Origin of the sequence: Streptomyces sp. NPDC046557 (genome assembly GCF_040645975.1) — a bacterium.
Taxonomy (GTDB): domain Bacteria; phylum Actinomycetota; class Actinomycetes; order Streptomycetales; family Streptomycetaceae; genus Streptomyces.
The window spans coordinates 403,717-421,565 of sequence record NZ_JBEYZH010000003.1; the positions used below are offsets into that span (position 1 = coordinate 403,717).

General features: G+C 72.7%; 13 protein-coding genes and 1 pseudogene. 8 read left to right on the forward strand and 6 right to left on the reverse strand.

What is annotated here, in order from left to right:
• Positions 1 to 2: 2 nt before the first annotated feature.
• From iolD to iolC, 3 genes are read right to left on the reverse strand one after another with little or no spacing between them, the layout of a single operon-like run.
• A complete protein-coding gene (gene iolD / locus ABZ934_RS10670) occupies positions 3 to 1,880 on the reverse strand; it encodes a 3D-(3,5/4)-trihydroxycyclohexane-1,2-dione acylhydrolase (decyclizing) (protein WP_361311144.1) in 1,878 nt (625 codons plus the stop codon).
• Positions 1,877 to 2,689: a 5-deoxy-glucuronate isomerase gene (gene iolB / locus ABZ934_RS10675; RefSeq protein WP_361311400.1), complete on the reverse strand. Its 813-nt coding sequence runs from the start codon at positions 2,687 to 2,689 to the stop codon at positions 1,877 to 1,879. Before iolB ends, iolD begins: the two co-directional genes overlap by 4 nt.
• Positions 2,690 to 2,709: 20 nt before the next feature.
• Positions 2,710 to 3,663, reverse strand: coding sequence for a 5-dehydro-2-deoxygluconokinase (iolC, locus tag ABZ934_RS10680; protein ID WP_361311402.1), 954 nt, complete (start codon positions 3,661 to 3,663; stop codon positions 2,710 to 2,712).
• 107 nt (positions 3,664 to 3,770) lie between these two features.
• On the opposite strand from iolC, the gene ABZ934_RS10685 reads away from it, so the two are divergent.
• From ABZ934_RS10685 to ABZ934_RS10705, 5 genes are all read left to right on the forward strand, one after another.
• Positions 3,771 to 4,709, forward strand: coding sequence for a sugar phosphate isomerase/epimerase (locus tag ABZ934_RS10685; protein WP_361311146.1), 939 nt, complete (start codon positions 3,771 to 3,773; stop codon positions 4,707 to 4,709).
• 41 nt (positions 4,710 to 4,750) lie between these two features.
• Complete coding sequence (locus tag ABZ934_RS10690) at positions 4,751 to 5,764, forward strand: Gfo/Idh/MocA family oxidoreductase (RefSeq protein ID WP_361311149.1); 1,014 nt, start codon at positions 4,751 to 4,753, stop codon at positions 5,762 to 5,764.
• Positions 5,765 to 5,995: 231 nt separating this feature from the next.
• Positions 5,996 to 6,196, forward strand: coding sequence for a MerR family transcriptional regulator (locus ABZ934_RS10695; protein WP_361311151.1), 201 nt, complete (start codon positions 5,996 to 5,998; stop codon positions 6,194 to 6,196).
• Between the two features lie 132 nt (positions 6,197 to 6,328).
• A complete protein-coding gene (locus ABZ934_RS10700) occupies positions 6,329 to 6,562 on the forward strand; it encodes a heavy-metal-associated domain-containing protein (RefSeq protein WP_361311153.1) in 234 nt (77 codons plus the stop codon).
• Between the two features lie 91 nt (positions 6,563 to 6,653).
• Positions 6,654 to 8,954 carry a heavy metal translocating P-type ATPase gene (locus tag ABZ934_RS10705; protein WP_361311156.1) on the forward strand — a complete coding sequence of 767 codons (2,301 nt, stop codon included), beginning with the start codon at positions 6,654 to 6,656 and terminating at the stop codon, positions 8,952 to 8,954.
• A 395-nt stretch (positions 8,955 to 9,349) separates the two neighbouring features.
• On the opposite strand, the gene ABZ934_RS10710 is transcribed toward ABZ934_RS10705, so the two are convergent.
• Both ABZ934_RS10710 and ABZ934_RS10715 read right to left on the reverse strand, forming a co-directional pair.
• Positions 9,350 to 10,639, reverse strand: coding sequence for a citrate synthase (locus ABZ934_RS10710; RefSeq protein WP_048479416.1), 1,290 nt, complete (start codon positions 10,637 to 10,639; stop codon positions 9,350 to 9,352).
• A gap of 182 nt (positions 10,640 to 10,821) precedes the next feature.
• On the reverse strand, positions 10,822 to 13,065 hold the full coding sequence (locus ABZ934_RS10715; protein ID WP_361311160.1) for an ATP-dependent RecD-like DNA helicase: 2,244 nt from the start codon (positions 13,063 to 13,065) through the stop codon (positions 10,822 to 10,824).
• Between the two features lie 353 nt (positions 13,066 to 13,418).
• Here ABZ934_RS10715 and ABZ934_RS10720 point away from each other — a divergent pair.
• A pseudogene (locus ABZ934_RS10720) lies at positions 13,419 to 13,910 on the forward strand (GNAT family N-acetyltransferase); the annotation flags it as partial.
• Here ABZ934_RS10720 and ABZ934_RS10725 read toward each other — a convergent pair.
• Positions 13,861 to 14,787 (reverse strand): EamA family transporter, encoded by a 927-nt coding sequence (locus tag ABZ934_RS10725; RefSeq protein WP_361311163.1) that lies wholly within the window; start codon positions 14,785 to 14,787, stop codon positions 13,861 to 13,863. The pseudogene ABZ934_RS10720 and the gene ABZ934_RS10725 overlap by 50 nt on opposite strands.
• A 105-nt stretch (positions 14,788 to 14,892) precedes the next feature.
• On the opposite strand from ABZ934_RS10725, the gene ABZ934_RS10730 reads away from it, so the two are divergent.
• Positions 14,893 to 15,894 carry a LysR family transcriptional regulator gene (locus ABZ934_RS10730; protein ID WP_361311165.1) on the forward strand — a complete coding sequence of 334 codons (1,002 nt, stop codon included), beginning with the start codon at positions 14,893 to 14,895 and terminating at the stop codon, positions 15,892 to 15,894.
• A 10-nt stretch (positions 15,895 to 15,904) separates the two neighbouring features.
• Positions 15,905 to 17,776, forward strand: coding sequence for a glycoside hydrolase family 3 N-terminal domain-containing protein (locus tag ABZ934_RS10735; RefSeq protein WP_361311168.1), 1,872 nt, complete (start codon positions 15,905 to 15,907; stop codon positions 17,774 to 17,776).
• The last annotated feature ends 73 nt before the right edge of the window (positions 17,777 to 17,849 follow it).

The following is a 17,849-nucleotide window of genomic DNA, read 5'->3' on the forward strand; positions in this document are numbered from 1 at the left end:
CTTCACAGATGGCGACGTCGCTGCGCGGCTTGCCGGTCGTACTCTTCGCGGGCCGAGGCCGCCGCCGCACGGGTCGCGGTCTCGGCCACGGGAACATCCCACCACGCCTGCGGCGGGGGTGGGCCCGACACAGTGTCGGGTGTTCGGGTCTGCGTGTAGACACATGTGGGACGGTCCGAGGCCCGTGCCTCCACGAGGGCTTTCCGCAGGTCACGCACGGTCTCGGCGCGGATGACGGACATCCCCAGGGAGGCCGCGTTGGCCGCGAGGTCCACCGGCAGCGGCGCACCGGTGTACGTGCCGTCGGCCGCCCGGAAGCGGTACGCCGTGCCGAAGCCCTCGCCGCCCACCGCCCCCGACAGGCCGCCGATCGAGGCGTAGCCGTGGTTGTCGAGGATGAGGACCTTGACGGGGACGCCCTCCTGCACGGCGGTGACGATCTCGGTCGGGTTCATCAGGTACGTGCCGTCGCCGACGAGCGCCCACACGGGCCGTCCGGGCGCGGCCAGCGCCGTGCCGATCGCGGCGGGGATCTCGTAGCCCATGCAGGAGTAGCCGTATTCGACGTGGTACTGGTCGGCGGAGCGGGGGCGCCACAGCCGGTGCAGGTCGCCGGGGAGCGAGCCGGCCGCGTTGATCAGGATGTCGGAGGCGTCGACGACTTGGTCGAGCAGACCGAGCACCTGTGCCTGCGTCGGGGCGGCGTCCTCGTCGTCGCTCGCGCAGGCCCGCTCGACCAGCCGCTCCCAGTCGCGCTTGTCCTCTTGGTACGTCGCCTCGTACACGGGGTCCACGCGGTACCCGGTGACCGCGTCCCGGAGTTCTTCCAGGCTCGCCCGCGCATCGCCGACGACCGTCCGGGCGGCGAGCTTGTGGGCGTCGTACGGGTCGAGGTTCAGCCCGACGAAGCGGACGGCCGGGTTCTGGAACAGGGTCGCGGAGGCGGTGGTGAAGTCGGTCAGCCGGGTGCCCGCGGCGATCACCAGGTCGGCTTCGCGGGCGAGGGCGTCGGCGGTGGCGGTGCCGGTGTGTCCGATGCCGCCCACCTCGGCGGGGTGGTCGAAGGCGAGCGCGCCCTTGCCCGCCTGGGTGACCGCGACCGGGATCCCGGTGGCTTCGGCGAACTCCGCGAGGGCGGCCTGGGCGGCGCTGTGCCGGATGCCGCCGCCGGCGATGAGCAGGGGGCGCGCGCAGGCCCGTACCGCTTCGGCGGCGGCTGCCAACTCGTCCCGGTCGGGCCGGGGCCGGCGCACCCGCCACACCCGCTCGGCGAAGAACTCCTCGGGCCACTCGTGGGCCTCGGCCTGTACGTCCTGCGGCAGCGCGAGGGTTACGGCGCCGGTCTGGACGGGGTCGGAGAGCACCCGTACCGCCTGGAGGACGGCGGGGATCAGCGCCTCGGGGCGGGTGACGCGGTCGAAGTAGCGGGACACGGGCCGCAGGGTGTCGTTGACGGAGACGTCACCGGCGTAGGGCACCTCCAGTTGCTGGAGCACCGGATCGGCGGGCCGGGTGGCGAAGGTGTCCCCGGGCAGCAGCAGCACCGGCAGCCGGTTGACGGTCGCGAGGGCGGCCCCCGTGACGAGGTTGGTCGCGCCGGGCCCGATGGAGGTCGTCACGGCGTGCGCCGACAGCCGCCCGGACTGGCGGGCGTACCCGACGGCCGCGTGCACCATGGCCTGCTCGTTGCGTCCCTGGAGGAAGGGCATCTCCTCCCGGCCGCTCTCCAGCAGGGCCTGCCCGATCCCGGCGACGTTGCCGTGCCCGAAGATCCCCCAGGTGGCGGCGATCAGCCGGCGACGCTGCCCGTCGCGTTCGGTGTACTGGGCGGCGAGGAACCGTACGAGGGCCTGCGCCACGGTGAGCCGGATCGTGGTCATGGGCGGTGGTCCTCCGCTCGGTAGAACGGCAGCCGGGGGTCGATCTCCCCGCCGGCCCAGGTGGACCGGATCCAGCCGTGGTCGGGGTGGTCGCGGATCAGCCACTCCCGCGGGCCTTCGGGTCCGGCCATCACGTTCAGGTAGTACATGTCGTGTCCGGGAGTGGCGATGGACGGGCCGTGCCAGCCGTCCGGGATGAGCACGGCGTCCCCGGTCCTCACCTCCGTGAGGATGTCGGTCTTCCCTGCCGGGGAGGGGGTGACACGCTGGTACCCGCGCCCGGGAGTGCCGTCGTGCGGGGCGATCTCGAAGTAGTAGATCTCCTCCAACCGGGACTCCTCGCCGGGGTGGTGTTCGTCGTGTTTGTGGGGCGGGTACGAGGACCAGTTGCCGCCGGGGGTGAGGACCTCGACCGCGATGAGCCGGTCGCAGGCGAACGCGTCGGCGGCGGCGAAGTTGTTGACCTGGCGGGAGCACTGCCCGGCGCCGCGCAGCTCGACCGGCACCTGCCCCGCGGGCCCGTACCGGGCGGGCAACGCCCGCTCGCAGCGCGCCCCGACGAGCGCGAACCGGCCGCCGGCGCGGGAGCGGATGTCGGCGCGGCCGTCGCGCGGGAGGTAGGCGAAGTCGCTCACGGAGGTGAACACGCTGTCCCGGCCGGCTAGTTCGATCGTTTGCGGGTCTGGTGCGCGGCAGTCGACCACACACCCGCCGGACAGGGGCAGGACGATCCACTCGTGGTCGCCGCAGGAGTGCGCGTACGACTCGCCGGGGGCGAGCTCCAGCACCCGCAGGGCCGTCGAGGCCATGGCGTGGGAGGCGGTCACCGTCACTGTTCCAGCACCTCCTCGACCTCCTTCGCGTAGGGCATCGCGGTCGAGCAGGCCAGGCGGGAGGCGACGATGGCGCCCGCCGCGTTCGCGAAGCGCACCACGCGGCCGGTGTCCCAGCCCGCGAGCAGCCCGTGGCACAGCGCGCCGCCGAAGGCGTCGCCCGCCCCGAGGCCGTTGACGACCTCCACCGGCACCGGCGGCACTTCCACGGCCGTCCCGTCGCGGTGGACGGCGAGGACCCCGGCCGGGCCTCGTTTGACGACGGCCAGTTCCACCCCGGCGGCGAGCAGCGCCCGCGCCGCCGCGTACGGTTCGCGCTCGCCCGTGGCGATCGCGCACTCCTCGGCGTTGCCCACCGCCACCGTGGCCAGGCCGAGCGCCCGCTCGTACCAGGGCCCCGGCTCGTCGCTCCACAGCATCGGCCGCCAGTCGAGGTCGAAGACGGTGGTCCCGGACTTCGAGCGGGCTTCGAGCGCGGCCAGGGTGGCGCTGCGGCTCGGCTCCACGCTCAGGCCCGTACCCGTCATCCAGAACACCCGGGCGGCCCGCACCGCGTCGGCGTCGATCTCGTCGGGCGCGATCTCCAGGTCCGGTGCCTTCGGGAAGCGGTAGAAGTAGAGCGGGAAGTCGTCCGGCGGGAAGATCTCGCAGAAGGTGACGGGAGTCGGATAGGCGGCCACCTCGCGCACCCACCGGTCGTCGACGCCGAAGCCCCGCAGTTCCGCGCGCAGGTACGCGCCGAAGGGGTCGGCCCCGGTCCGGGTGATCACGGCCACCCGGCGGCCGAGGCGGGCCGCCGCCACCGCCACGTTCGTCGGGGAGCCGCCCAGGAACTTGCCGAAGGTCTCCGCCTCGGCGAGCGGTACGCCGGTGGTCAGCGGGTAGAGATCCACTCCGATGCGCCCCATCGTGATCAGGTCGAACGCGCCCCCGTCCCCGGTGGTCCGCACCGGGTCCAACGCGTCCCCGTCCCCGCTGTTCGATGCCACTGGTCCCACTTCCTCTCCCACTGCTCTTCCCCGTCCCCTTCCGAGCCTCGCACCCTAAGGTGGCCGCCATGACGTCCTCGCCGTCCTCCACTCCCCCGTCCTCCCCAGCGGCGCTGACCCGTATCCGCGTCGGTTCGGCGCCGGACTCGTGGGGCGTCTGGTTTCCGGACGATCCCCTCCAGACGCCGTGGGAGCGTTTCCTGGACGAGGTCGCGGACGCCGGGTACGAGTGGATCGAGCTCGGCCCGTACGGCTACCTGCCCACCGATCCGGCCCGCCTCACCGACGAGACGGCCGCGCGCGGCCTGCGGGTGTCCGCCGGCACCGTCTTCACGGGACTCCATCACGGGCCGGGCGTGTGGGAGCAGACCTGGGAGCACGTGTCGCGGATCGCGGAGCTCACCCGGGCCATGGGGGCGGAGCACCTCGTCGTCATCCCGTCGTTCTGGCGCGACGACAAGACCGGCGAGGTGCTGGAGGACCGGACCCTCACGGCGTCCGGTTGGCGCGAACTGACCACGCAGACCGAGCGCCTGGGCCGGGAGGTGCGCGAGCGGTACGGGCTGCGGATCGTGGTGCACCCGCACGCGGACACCCACATCGACACCCCGGTGAACGTCGCCCGGTTCCTCGACGCCACGGACCCGGAGCTGGTCTCGCTCTGCCTGGACACCGGTCACTACGCGTACTGCGGTGGGGACAGCGTCCGGGCCGTCGAGACCTTCGGCGAGCGGATCGGGTACCTGCACCTCAAGCAGGTGGATCCGCTCGTCCTGGCCGAAGTCGTGGCGGGGCAGGTGCCGTTCGGGCCGGCCGTGGCGCGGGGGGTGATGTGCGAGCCGCCGTCCGGGGTGCCCGCGCTGGAACCCGTACTGGCCGCCGCGCAGGCGCTCGACGTGGACCTGTTCGCCATCGTCGAGCAGGACATGTACCCCTGCCCGCCGGACCGGCCGTTGCCGATCGCCCGCCGGACCCGCTCCTACCTGCGCTCCTGCGGCGCCCGCTGACACCCGACGCCTCAAGCCCGACACCTTAGGGGGATCCCCACATGACCAGCACGCTCGGCATCGCCGTCATCGGCACCGGGAAGATGGGCGCCGACCACGTCCGCCGGATCGGCCGGACGGTCGGCGGGGCGCGGGTGGTGGCCGTGGCCGACCCGGACGGCGACCGCGTCAAGGAGGCGGTCGCCGGCCTGGACGGCGTGAGCGCGCACACCGACGCCGCGGCGGCGATCGCCGCGCCCGGGGTGGACGCCGTACTGATCGCCTCCCCCGGACCGGCCCACGAGGAGGCGCTCCTGCACGCCTTGGCGCGGGAGCTGCCGGTGCTGTGCGAGAAGCCGCTGACCCCCGATCCGGCGGGCGCCCTGCGGGTGCTGGAAGCCGAGCGGAGGCTGGGCCGTCGGCTGGTCCAGGTCGGTTTCATGCGGCGTCACGACGCCGAGTACGAGCGGCTGAAAGAGCTGCTGGACGCGGGCGGGATCGGCCGGCCGTTGTTCCTGCACTGCCGACACCGCAACGCCGCCTCGCCCTCCTTCTTCACCAGCGACATGCTGATCAGCGATTCCGTGGTCCACGAGGTGGACGCGGCGCGCTGGCTGCTGGGACAGGAGATCACCGCGGTGACCGTCCTGTCGCCCACCCCGTCCACGGCCGCGCCGCGGGGGCTGAGCGATCCGCGCCTGGTGCTGCTGGAGACCTCGAGCGGGGTGATCGTCGACGTGGAGATCTTCGTCAACTGCGGTTTCGGCTACCAGGTGCAGTGCGAGGCGGTCGGCGAGTCGGGCAGCGCCCGGATCGGGGACGGTCACGCGATGGTCGTCCAGTCGGGGGGCCGGTGGGGCGGGGAGATCGCGCAGGACTTCCTCACCCGGTTCGCGGACGCCTACGACCGCCAGGTGCGGCGCTGGGTGGCGGCGGCCGCGCGGGGGCGGATCGACGGGCCGGACGTGTGGGACGGATACGCGGCGGCGGCCGTCTCGGAGGCCGGACTCGCCGCCGCGCGCAGCGGTGCCAGGACCCCCGTGGAGCTGGTGGAACGGCCCGCGCTCTACCGCTGAGCCCGGCGCCCGACCCCGCCGGCCCGCGTGCCACGGGCGTCACGGAGGTCCCCGGAGCGTCACGCATGTCCGCGTTACGCGGGTTTTCCGTCACAGGCCCTCGACAGGCCCTCCCCTGCCCCCACCGGGCGTCGTTCGCCGGGCACAACCCGAGTGATCGTCCGTCCACGCGCCGGCTCCCCCGACGGCCTCCCGGCCGGCCCCTGCGCCGTGGACAAGGAGGTGTCGTGCATGAGCGACCGACAGCTGTGGTCGTACAAGGAGATCGCCGCCCACATCCGGGTCCAGCCGGACACCGTGCGCTCCTACCGCAAGCACGGACTGCTGCCCGCTCCCGACCATGTGGAGCACGGCAAGCCCTACTGGTACGACGATACGATCCGCGCCTGGGTGGCCCGCAGGCCGGGCAACCGGGGGCGCCACGACGGTTGAACGGTGTGGTCCGAACCGCACCGCGCCACGCTTCCCTAAATACCCCCTGGGGGTACACTGGCGAAGGACGGGGAGGAAGGTGGAAGGTACCTCCCCGCCCGCGACCGACACGCCCTCGAAGAGGAGAACGACATGAGCGCCGAGACGGACACCCAGACCACCACCGTGTACCGGGTGACCGGCATGACCTGCGGCCACTGCGAGGGCGCGGTGACCGCCGAGATCTCGGAGCTGCCGGGCGTGAGCTCGGTCAAGGCCGTCGCCACGACCGGCGAGGTCACCGTGGTCTCCGCCGCCCCGCTCGACGAGGAGGCCGTGCGCGCCGCCGTGGACGAGGCCGGGTACGAGTTGGCCGGCCGGGCCTGAGGCCGGGTAGAACTGCGGAAGGACCCCGCCGGGTCGTACGGGACCGCCCATACTGGTCCCGAACGGCCCGGCCTTTCCCTTGGAGCCGGAGATGAGCGGCAGCGCAGTGCACGAAGGACCGGCGGCGGTGGCCGCCGCCGCCGAGGTCGAGCTGACCATCGGCGGGATGACGTGCGCCTCCTGCGCCGCCCGGATCGAGAAGAAGCTGAACCGGATGGACGGGGTCAGCGCCACGGTGAACTACGCCACCGAGAAGGCGAAGGTCTCCTACACCGGTGACGTGGGGGTGGCCGACCTGATCGCCACCGTCGTCAAGACCGGCTACACCGCCGAGGAACCCCCGCCGCCCCCCGCGCCCCCGGCCCCGGACACCGCCGGCCTCGACACCGCCGCCCCCGACACGGCGACGGACACCCTCCCGGCCGACGCGGCGCTCGCCGCGCTCCGTCAACGCCTGTTCGTCAGCGCCGCCCTGGCGCTGCCGGTCGTGGTCCTGGCCATGGTCCCGGCCCTCCAGTTCGACAACTGGCAGTGGCTCTCGCTGACCCTGGCCGCGCCCGTCGCCGTGTGGGGCGCCCTGCCCTTCCACCGGGCCGCCTGGACGAACGCGACGCACGGCGCGGCCACCATGGACACCCTGGTCTCCCTCGGCACGCTCGCGGCGTTCGGCTGGTCCCTGTGGGCGCTGTTCTTCGGCCACGCCGGCATGACCGGGATGCGGCACGGTTTCGACCTCACCGCGTCCCGGACGGGCGACTCCCTCTACTTGGAGGTCGCTTCCGGCGTCGTCACCTTCATCCTGCTGGGCCGCTATCTGGAGGGCCGCTCCAAGCGGAAGGCGGGCGCGGCCCTCAAGGCGCTGCTGGAGCTGGGGGCCAAGGACGTCGCCGTCCTGCGCGGCGGCCGTGAGGTGCGGATCCCGGTGGGCGCGCTCGCCGTCGGCGACCGCTTCGTGGTCCGGCCCGGCGAGAAGATCGCCACCGACGGCACGGTGGTCGAGGGCGGCTCGGCCGTGGACGTGTCCTTGCTGACCGGCGAATCCGTTCCCGTCGACGTGGGCGTCGGCGACCCCGTCACCGGCGCCACCGTCAACACGTCCGGGCGGCTGCTCGTCGAGGCGACGCGGGTCGGCGCGGACACACAACTGGCCCGGATCGCCCGGCTGGTCGAGGAGGCGCAGAACGGCAAGGCCGAGGTGCAACGCCTCGCCGACCGGATCTCCGCCGTCTTCGTACCCGTCGTCCTGCTGCTCTCCCTCGGGACGTGGATGACCTGGCTGCTGATCACCGACGACACGACGGCCGCGTTCACGGCCGCCGTGGCCGTCCTGATCATCGCCTGCCCGTGCGCCCTCGGGCTGGCCACGCCGACCGCGCTGATGGTCGGAACCGGCCGGGGCGCCCAGCTCGGCATCCTGATCAAGGGGCCGGAGGTGCTGGAGTCGACCCGCCGGGTGGACACCGTCGTCCTGGACAAGACCGGCACCGTGACCACCGGCCGGATGACCCTGACCGGGGTGTACCCCGCCCCCGGTGTGGACGAGACGGAGCTGCTGCGCCTGGCCGGTTCCCTGGAGCACGCCTCCGAGCACCCCATCGCCCGGGCGATCGCGGTGGGCGCCGCCGAGCGGGCTGGGACCCTGCCGGTCCCCGAGGGGTTCGAGAGCCTCGCCGGGCTCGGCGTACGGGGCTTGGTGGACGGGCGCTCCGTGCTGGTGGGCCGCGAGCGGCTGCTCGCGGAGCGGGGCATCGCCGCCCTCCCCGCCGCTCTGGCCGCGGCCGTGGCGAGCGCCGAGGCGGCGGGCGCCACCGCGGTGCTGGTGGCCTGGGACGGGGAGGTGCGCGGGGTGCTGAGCGTGGCCGACGCGGTGAAGGAGACCAGCGCGGAGGCGGTGGCGCGGCTGCGGGCGCTCGGCCTCACGCCGGTGTTGCTGACCGGCGACAACCGGGCGGTGGCCGAGGCGGTGGCCCGCGAGGTGGGGATCGAGGAGGTGATCGCCGAGGTGCTCCCCCGGGACAAGGTGGAGGTCGTACGCCGCATGCAGGCCGAGGGCCGTACGGTCGCCATGGTCGGGGACGGCGTCAACGACGCGGCCGCCCTCGCCCGGGCCGATCTGGGCCTGGCCATGGGGACCGGTACGGACGCGGCCATCGAGGCGGGCGACCTGACCCTCGTACGGGGCGACCTGCGGGTGGCGGCGGACGCGATCCGTCTGTCCCGGCGGACCCTGGCCACCATCAAGGGCAACCTCTTCTGGGCCTTCGGCTACAACCTGGCCGCGCTGCCGTTGGCGGCCTCCGGGCTGCTCAACCCGATGATCGCGGGTGCGGCCATGGCCTTTTCTTCGGTGTTCGTGGTGACCAACAGCCTGCGGTTGCGGTCGTTCCGTTAGAGGATTCCCTTCGCACCGCACACACAGGTTCTTCACGCGAGACGCAGATCACAGTGATTCGAACGTAACCATCCGGCGGATGCCCGGGTCTAATGGGGTGATGCCAGGAACGTCTTGGGGGACGTTCGCGGGAGGTCTTGGGGGACGTCCCGGGCATCAGCCGGCCGGGACACGTGCGCCCCGGGGAGCTTTGAGCGGCCCTCCCGACCCGTACGGGTCCCGGCAAAACCCCGTTGGAGTGCACGCCCGCACTCCTCGCCGACACCCCGGCTCGGGTCCCGTGGGGGGAATCCGTTCCGGGGGAAGGAAAGGGCCCCGACCGTCGACCCGTGGGGGGATCGACGGCGGGGCGCTTTTCGTGTGCGCGGGCCCTTCCGGGCCTGAGGTGCCTCGGGTCAGCGGGCCTCGACCGGGACGAAGTCGCGCAGGACCTCGCCGGTGTAGATCTGGCGCGGACGACCGATGCGGGAGCCGGGCTCCTTGATCATCTCGTGCCACTGGGCGATCCAGCCGGGGAGCCGGCCGAGCGCGAAGAGCACGGTGAACATCTCGGTCGGGAAGCCCATGGCCCGGTAGATGAGACCGGTGTAGAAGTCCACGTTCGGGTAGAGGTTGCGCTCGACGAAGTACTCGTCGGCCAGCGCGTGCTCTTCCAGCTTGAGCGCGATGTCGAGCAGCTCGTCGCTCTTGCCGAGCGCGGAGAGGACGTCGTGCGCCGCCGCCTTGATGATCTTCGCCCGGGGGTCGAAGCTCTTGTAGACGCGGTGCCCGAAGCCCATGAGCCGGACGCCGTCTTCCTTGTTCTTCACCTTGCGGATGAAGGCGTCGACGTCGCCGCCGTCGTTCTTGATGCCTTCCAGCATCTCCAGCACCGACTGGTTGGCGCCGCCGTGCAGGGGACCCCACAGCGCCGAGATGCCGGCGGAGATCGAGGCGAACATGTTCGCCTGCGAGGAGCCGACCAGACGCACGGTGGAGGTCGAGCAGTTCTGCTCGTGATCCGCGTGCAGGATCAGCAGCTTGTCGAGCGCCGAGACCACGACCGGGTCCAGGTCGTACTCCTGGGCCGGCACCGAGAAGGTCATGCGCAGGAAGTTCTCGACGTAGCCGAGGTCGTTGCGCGGGTAGACCACCGGGTGGCCGACGGACTTCTTGTACGCGTACGCCGCGATCGTCGGCAGCTTGGCCAGCAGCCGGATCGTCGAGAGGTGGCGCTGCTTCTCGTCGAACGGGTTGTGGCTGTCCTGGTAGAACGTCGACAGCGCGCTGACCACGGAGGACAGCATCGCCATCGGGTGCGCGTCGCGCGGGAAGCCGTCGTAGAACCGCTTGACGTCCTCGTGCAGCAGCGTGTGCTGGGTGATCTCGTTGCGGAACGACGCGAGCTGGTCGACGGTCGGCAGCTCCCCGTTGATCAGCAGGTAGGCGACCTCGATGAAGGTCGAACGCTCGGCCAGCTGCTCGATCGGGTAGCCGCGGTAGCGCAGGATTCCCTGCTCGCCGTCGAGGTAGGTAATCGCGGACTTGTAGGCGGCGGTGTTGCCGTAGCCACTGTCCAAGGTGACGAGCCCGGTCTGGGCCCGCAGCTTCGAGATGTCGAAGCCCTGGTCACCGACGGTGCTCTCGACCACCGGGTAGGTGTATTCACCGTCCGCGTACCGGAGTACTACAGAGTTGTCGCTCACGTCATCCCTCACCGACGTAGTGCCTCTTCTTCGAGGTGCCCTGACTGCCTCTACCTTCCCCCATTTGGCGCAGGAGAGTGCACTCGGGGTCGGCCTTTGGTGCATATGACGGCACTGAGTGCCTTCAATCTGAACATCCTGCCCCCTGTGCGCACGAGGGGGAACCCAAAATGATCGATCATTTAGGTGATGTTTCCCACCGGTATCCGGCCGGACAGTCTGGGGGCGACCGCCGTGTACCTCCTGCCTGCGGAAACGGTACGCACCGCCTGGCCGAGCGCCTTGCGTGACCCGACCAGAACGACCAATTTCTTCGCCCTGGTCACCGCCGTGTAGAGCAGATTTCGCTGGAGCATCATCCAAGCGCCGGTGGTGACGGGGATCACGACCGCCGGGTACTCGCTGCCCTGCGAGCGGTGGATGGTGACGGCGTACGCGTGCGCCAGCTCGTCGAGCTCGGAGAACTCGTAGGCGACCTCCTCGTCCTCCTCCGTCCGCACCGTCAGACGCTGTTCGTCCAGGTCAAGGCCGGTGACAACGCCGACCGTGCCGTTGAAGACGCCGTTGGCGCCCTTCTCGTAGTTGTTCCGGATCTGGGTCACCTTGTCACCCACCCGGAAGACCCGGCCGCCGAACCGCTTCTCGGGCAGGCCGGGGCGGGCGGGGGTGACCGCCTGCTGGAGCAGACCGTTGAGGTTGCCGGCCCCGGCGGGGCCCCGGTGCATCGGCGCCAGCACCTGGATGTCACGGCGCGGGTCAAGGCCGAATCTGGCCGGAATCCGCCGTGCGGCCACGTCCACGGTGAGCCGGCCGGCCTCCTCGGTGTCCTCCTCCGGGAAGAGGAAGAAGTCCGGCAGCCCGTCGGTGATGGGCGGCAGACCCGTGTTGATCCGGTGGGCGTTGGTGACCACGCCCGACTGCTGGGCCTGGCGGAAGATCCTCGTCAGTCGGACGGCGGGCACCGGTCCGCCCTCGGCGAGCAGGTCCCGGAGCACCTCGCCCGCGCCCACGGACGGCAACTGGTCCACGTCCCCCACGAGCAACAGGTGAGCGCCGGGGGCCACCGCCTTCACCAGTTTGTTCGCCAGCAGCAGATCCAACATCGAGGCTTCGTCCACCACGACGAGATCGGCTTCCAAGGGCCGGTCCCGGTCGTAGGCCGCGTCCCCGCCCGGCTTGAGTTCGAGCAGCCGGTGCACGGTGGAGGCGTCGGCCCCGGTCAACTCCGAGAGCCGCTTCGCCGCCCGGCCGGTGGGCGCGGCCAACACCACCTTGGCCTTCTTCGCCCGGGCCAGTTCCACGATCGAGCGCACGGTGAAGGACTTGCCACAGCCGGGACCGCCCGTGAGGACGGCGACCCGGCGGGTGAGGGCCAATCGGACCGCCTCCCGCTGCTCCGGGGCAAGCGTGGCCCCCGTACGGGTGGCCAGCCAGGCCAGCGCCTTGTCCCAGTCCACGTCCTGGAAGCCGGGCATCCGGTCCTCCTCCGCGTGCAACAGCCGCCGGACCTGGCCGACCAGCGACAGCTCGGCCCGGTGGAAGGGGACCAGGTACACGGCGGTGAGCGGCGGGCCGCCCTGCGGGTCGGGCACGGACTCCCGGACGACGCCCTCCGGGTCCGCAGCCAGCTCGGCCAGACATTCGATGACCAGCCCGGTGTCCACCTGGAGGAGCTTGACCCCGTCGGCGATCAGCCGTTCCTCCGGGAGGAAGCAGTGGCCCTGGTCGGTGGACTGGGACAGGGCGTACTGGAGCCCGGCCTTGACCCGCTCCGGGCTGTCGTGCGGGATGCCGACGGCCTGCGCGATGCGGTCGGCGGTGAGGAAGCCGATGCCCCAGACGTCGGCGGCGAGCCGGTAGGGCTGGTTGCGGACCACGGAGATGGAGGCGTCGCCGTACTTCTTGTAGATGCGGACGGCGATGGAGGTGGAGACGCCGACGCCCTGGAGGAAGACCATGACCTCCTTGATGGCCTTCTGCTCCTCCCAGGCGGCGCCGATCAGCTTGGTCCGCTTGGGTCCGAGGCCGGGCACCTCGATCAGCCGCTTCGGTTCGCCCTCGATCACATCGAGGGTGTCGGTGCCGAAGTGGTCGACGATGCGCTCGGCGATCTTCGGGCCGATGCCCTTGATGAGGCCGGAGCCCAGGTAGCGCCGGATGCCCTGGATGGTGGCGGGCAGGATGGTGGAGTAGTTCTCGACGCTGAACTGCTTGCCGTACTGGGGGTGGGAACCCCAGCGGCCCTCCATGCGCAGCGACTCGCCGGGCTGCGCGCCGAGCAGGGAGCCGACGACGGTCAGCAGGTCTCCGGCGCCCCGGCCGGTGTCGACCCGGGCGACCGTGTAGCCGCTCTCCTCGTTGGCGTAGGTGATGCGTTCCAGCACCCCCTCGACCACCGCGAGTTGCACTGCCCCGTTGCTCGTCATGCCTAGAAACTACCGGCCGCCGCCGACAGGGCGCCGCGCCTGTGGACAAACCGAACCCGTGGACCGCGAGCCCGGGGACGAACCGAAAAGGGGCCCGGCCTTCCGGCCGGACCCCCTCACGGTTACCCCTCCCGTGTCGGACTTCCCGATCCCCCCAGATCCCCTCCCGGAAGCGCCGACGTTCCATACGACCCGCCACCGGCGCCGGTGGTTGCACCCGACCCCAGGTCTTTACTTTTCCATTACCCAAGGCGGGCGACGTGCGGGGCCGGCAGGCGGGAGCGCCGGAGGCGGCGGGGCTATCCTCGGGCCCCATGAGGCCCCCCGGAGACCCGTCGGCCGGACCGGTACGGCTGCGCGGCCCGGAGCCCGGCGAGCTGGGCTGGATCGTGCAGCGGCACGGCTCGCTCTACGCCGCCGAGTACGGCTGGAACCAGCAGTTCGAGGGCCTGGTGGCCCGGATCGTCGCCGATTTCGCCGAGGACCACGACCCGCACCTGGAGCGGGTCTGGATCGCCGAGCTCGACGGTCGGCCGGTCGGCTCGGTGATGTGCGTACGGGAGAGCGGGCCGGCGGGCACGGCACGGCTGCGGCTGCTCCTGGTCGAGCCGGAGGCGCGGGGCCACGGTGTCGGCGCCCTGCTCGTCGACGCCGTGGTGGCCTTCGCCCGCTCGGTGGGCTACCGCGAGCTGGTCCTGTGGACCAACGACGTACTGGAATCGGCCCGTTCGCTCTACGAACGGGCCGGTTTCACCCTGGTCGCCGAGCATCCGCACCGCTCCTACGGCGTCACCCTCACGGGGCAGGACTGGCGGCTGCCGCTGCGGGAGGACCCGTCGGGCTGACCCGCGCCGTACGGCCCTTCGCGCGCCCGGGCGCCAACGACGTCAGCCCCACCCCGCCGACGAGCAGGGCGGCGGCCAGCCAGCGCGCGCCCGAGACGCCCTCCCCGAGCACCAGCGCGGCCGAGGACATGCCGAACACGGGGACCAGCAGCGAGAACGGGGCCACGGCGGAGGCCGGGTAGCGGCGCAGCAGGTAGCCCCACGCACCGAAGCCGAACACCGTCGACACCCAGGCGACGTACCCGATGACGGCGACCCCGGACCAGTCCAGGGCGCGCAGCGCGGCCAGGTCCCGCTCGGGGCCTTCCAACAGCAGGGACAGACCGAACAGCGGCAGCACCGGGACGGTGCACACCCACACCATGAAGTTGAGCGCGTCGGGCGGGGCGGCCTTGCGGGTCAGCACGTTGGAAACGCCCCAGCAGGCGGCGGCCGCCACCACGAGCGTGAACCCGACGACCGGGCCCGAAGTGCCCTCGTCCACGGCGGCGACGGCGATCCCCGCGAGCGCCACGCCCATGCCGGACAGCCGCAGCGGCCCGGGTCGCTCGCGCAGCACGAGGGCGGCGAGGACAGCGGTGAAGACGGCCTGGATCTGCAGGACGAGGGAGGACAGACCGGCGGGCATCCCGGCGGCCATGCCGGTGAACAGCAGGCCGAACTTGGCGATTCCGAGGGCCACTCCGACGCCGACGATCCACTTCCAGGCCACCTTGGGCCGGCCGACGAAGAACACGGCGGGCAGCGCGGCGACGAGGAACCTCAGGGCGGACAGCAGCAGCGGCGGGAAGTGGCCGAGGCCGATCTCGATGACGACGAAGTTGAACCCCCAGACGGCGGTGACGAGTACGGCGAGAGCGGTGTGTACGGGACGCATGCTCCGAGCATCGACGGCCGGACCATGTAGCACCAGCGCGGATCTCTTCCGAGATGGATGAAGCAACGCTTACGCGTCCGAGTCGGGTGGCGCTACCATCACGGCATGCTCGACCTGTCGCGGCTGCGCGCCCTGCACGCCGTCTCCGTCCACGGTTCGGTCGCGGGCGCGGCGGCCGCCCTCGGCTACACCCCCTCGGCCGTCTCGCAGCAGATCGCCAAACTGGAGCGGGAGACCCGCACCACGCTGCTGGAGCGGCGCGGCCGTGGGGTCGCCCTCACCGAGGAGGCGCGCCACCTCGCCGACACCGCGCGGCAGTTGCTGGCCATCGTGGAGCGGGCCGAGACGACGCTGGAGGAGCGGCGCGGGCAGCCGAGCGGGCTGCTGACGGTGGCCGCGTTCGCCTCGGCGGCGCGCGGGCTGCTGCCGGGCGTGCTGGCGGAGCTGGCGGCCCGGCACCCCGCGCTGGACGTCCGCCTGACGGAGGTGGACCCGCACCTGTCGGTGGACCTCGTGGCGCGCGGCGTAACCGATCTGGCGGTCGCGCACGACTGGGACATCGCCCCGCTCCCGGCCCCCGAGGGCATCGAGCAGGCGGTGATCGGCGACGACCACTGCGACCTCGTCGTACCGGCCGGGCACCCGTTCACCGGGCGCACCGTGATCCGCCGGGCGGACCTGGGCGGCGAACGGTGGGTGTGCCAGCCGCCCGGGCGGGTCTGTCACGACTGGCTGGTGCGGACCCTGCGCACGGCCGGCTTCGAGCCCGACATCGCGCACGTGGCCGAGGAGAACCACACCATCGTCGCCCTGGTGGCGGCGGGGCTCGGGGTGGCGGTCGTACCGCGTCTGGGGACGGGCGCGCTGCCCGAGGGGGCGGTGGCCGTACCGCTGGAACCGGGGCCGGTGCGCCGGCTGTACGCGCTCTGGCGCACGGGAGCGGCCCGCCGTCCCGCGATCACCGCGGCCGTACGCACCCTCCGGGCGCACTGGGCAGCCCCGACCGGCGGCGCCGCGCGGCCCGATGGCGCGGCCACTGCTCCCCAAGGGCCACTTCCGGGGGACTGCGCGAGTGTCCGTGGCACCGGGGACCCGGCCCGGCAGTAGGGTCCGGCGCGTGCCGAACCACGCCTCCCGCCGGACCCTGCTCACCGCGGCCGCCTTGGCCGCCGTCACGGCCACCGGGGCGGCCTCCTCCGCCTCGGGCGTCCGTCGCGCTCCGGACGGCGCTCCGGACGGCGTCCCCGGCGGCGCCCCCGACGACCCGCGTCCGCCGGGCTCCGGGCCCGGGGGCCGGCGGGGGCGTCACCCCGACCGGGCGGAGCTGCGCCGGCTGATCGACGGGATGAGCCTGGCCGAGAGGGTCGGGCAACTGTTCGTGTCACGGGCCTACGGGCATTCGGCGACCACACCCGACCCGGCGGACGCGCGGGTGAACCAGGCCCAGTTCGGGGTGCGCACCGCCGCCGAACTCGTCGCCCGCTACCACCTGGGCGGGGTCATCTACTTCGCGTGGGCCCACAACACCCGTACCCCGCAGCAGATCGCCGCCCTGTCGCAGGGGCTCCAGCAGGCGGCCGGCGGCTCGGGCGCGGGCGTCCCGCTGCTGCTGTCCACGGACCAGGAGCACGGCGCCGTCGCCCGCGTCGGCAAACCCGCGACCCTACTGCCGGGGGCGATGGCGCTGGGCGCCGGCCACCGCGCGACGGGCTCGACCGCCGAGGCCCGCCGGGCCGCGCGGATCGCCGGGGCCGAACTGGCCGCGATGGGCATCCGGCAGGACTACGCGCCCGTCGCGGACGTGAACGTGAACCCGGCGAACCCGGTGATCGGCGTACGGTCCTTCGGCGCCGACCCGCAGGCCGTGGCGGCCTTGGTCGCCGCCCAGGTGCGCGGCTACCAGGGGGCGGGGGTGGCCGCCACCGCCAAGCACTTCCCCGGACACGGCGACACCGAGACCGACAGCCATGTGGGTCTCCCGGTGATGCGGCACAGCCGCGCCCAGTGGGAGGAGTTGGACGAACCGCCGTTCCGGGCGGCCGTCGCGGCGGGCGTGGACGCCGTCATGACGGCGCACATCGTCTTCCCCGCGCTGGATCCCTCGGGGGACCCGGCGACCCTCTCGCGGCCGATCGTGACCGGCATCCTGCGCGAACGCCTCGGCTTCGGCGGGGTGGTGGTCACCGACGCGCTGGACATGGCCGGGGTCCGCCAGAAGTACGGCGACGACCGGGTTCCGGTCCTCGCGCTCAAGGCCGGCTGCGACCAGTTGCTGAACCCGCCGGACCTGGCGTTGGCCTACCGGAGCGTGCTGGCGGCCGTCGAGTCGGGTGAGTTGAGCACGACCCGGATCGAGGAGTCGGTGCTGCGCATCCTCGAACTCAAGGCGCGTCGGGGCCTGTTCGCAGCGCCGTACACCGCGGCGCCGGACCTGACGGACGTGGTGGGCGCGCCCGACCACCTCGCGGCCGCCGACGAGATCGCCGCCGGTACGACGACCCTGCTGGCCAACCCCGCCGGGCTGCTGCCACTGGACGCCCCTGCCGCGCCCCGGGTGCTGGTGACGGGGGCCGCCCCGCCCTCCCCCAGCGGTACGACCGGTCCCCCTACGGAGGTATTGGCGCGGGAGCTGACGGCCCTGGGCTGCCGGGCCTCGGCGGTGGCCCCCGAAGGGGCGGTGGCGGCGGCGGCGGGTCACGCGGCGGTGCTGGTGTGCACGTACAACGTCCCGGAGGGCGACGACCCCCAGCGGACGCTGGTGGCGGACCTTCTGGCCACCGGGGTACCGGTGGTGATGGTCGCGATCCGCAACCCGTACGACGGCGCCCGGCTGCCGGAGTGCGCCGCGGAGCTGGCCACGTACTCCTGGACGGACGTGGAGATGCGGGCGGCGGCCCGGGTGATCACCGGGGCGCGGCGGCCCTCGGGCCGCCTCCCGGTCCCGGTTCCGGGCCGCTACCCGCTGGGCCACGGGCTGACGTACGACTGAGCCGTACGCCGGCCCGCGGCCCCTGCTACCGGAGAGCCACGGACGCGAGAGCGCCGGACCCGGGAGCCACGGA

Coding starts and splice junctions, on each gene's coding strand:
- iolD (WP_361311144.1), bottom strand. CDS start 1,880: ATGACCACGATCCGGCTCACCGTGGCGCAGGCCCTCGTACGGTTCCTC.
- iolB (WP_361311400.1), bottom strand. CDS start 2,689: ATGGCCTCGACGGCCCTGCGGGTGCTGGAGCTCGCCCCCGGCGAGTCG.
- ABZ934_RS10685 (WP_361311146.1), top strand. CDS start 3,771: ATGACGTCCTCGCCGTCCTCCACTCCCCCGTCCTCCCCAGCGGCGCTG.
- ABZ934_RS10690 (WP_361311149.1), top strand. CDS start 4,751: ATGACCAGCACGCTCGGCATCGCCGTCATCGGCACCGGGAAGATGGGC.
- ABZ934_RS10695 (WP_361311151.1), top strand. CDS start 5,996: ATGAGCGACCGACAGCTGTGGTCGTACAAGGAGATCGCCGCCCACATC.
- ABZ934_RS10700 (WP_361311153.1), top strand. CDS start 6,329: ATGAGCGCCGAGACGGACACCCAGACCACCACCGTGTACCGGGTGACC.
- ABZ934_RS10705 (WP_361311156.1), top strand. CDS start 6,654: ATGAGCGGCAGCGCAGTGCACGAAGGACCGGCGGCGGTGGCCGCCGCC.
- ABZ934_RS10715 (WP_361311160.1), bottom strand. CDS start 13,065: ATGACGAGCAACGGGGCAGTGCAACTCGCGGTGGTCGAGGGGGTGCTG.
- ABZ934_RS10725 (WP_361311163.1), bottom strand. CDS start 14,787: ATGCGTCCCGTACACACCGCTCTCGCCGTACTCGTCACCGCCGTCTGG.
- ABZ934_RS10730 (WP_361311165.1), top strand. CDS start 14,893: ATGCTCGACCTGTCGCGGCTGCGCGCCCTGCACGCCGTCTCCGTCCAC.